The 390-nt window shown below is 72.8% G+C and carries 1 protein-coding gene; it reads right to left on the bottom strand.

Features of this window, described 5'->3' with window-relative positions; all coding sequences use genetic code 11:
• A partial coding sequence (locus AC1DHL_RS30085) for an autoinducer binding domain-containing protein (RefSeq protein ID WP_478164381.1) occupies positions 1-390 on the bottom strand: 390 nt, incomplete at both ends.

Below are 390 nucleotides of genomic sequence, written 5' to 3'. Positions count from 1 at the left end.
CCGCTGCGGATGCCGGCGTCGCGCAGGTCGTCGAGGAAACGGCGCAGGCGCAGCGGCGGAATGCCGCCGGGCGGGGTGTGTTCGAGGTCATCGGCGTCCCACACCATCGGCAGGCCGAACATGCCGGGCTGCGGATTGCGCGGGTCGATCTCGAAATAGCGCTCGCGGAAGTACCGGTCGCGCCAGCCGGGGGCCGTATAGGTGTCGAAGAACGTGCGCGGCTGGATGTGCCCGCCCACGTTGGCGGCGGTGCCGTAGCCGAGGTAGTCGAAGCCGATCGCGTGGATCGCGGCCTGCATGACTGTGCTGCGGCCCTCGTGCGTGCCTTCGCCGGCCAGCGCCGAGACCAGCCCCGGCGAGCCGCCCTGGCGGGGCCGCGCGCGTACCGGC

The sequence above is a fragment of the Variovorax sp. 10L426 genome (assembly GCF_056395305.1).
This window is presented reverse-complemented; position numbering and strand designations above follow the sequence as displayed.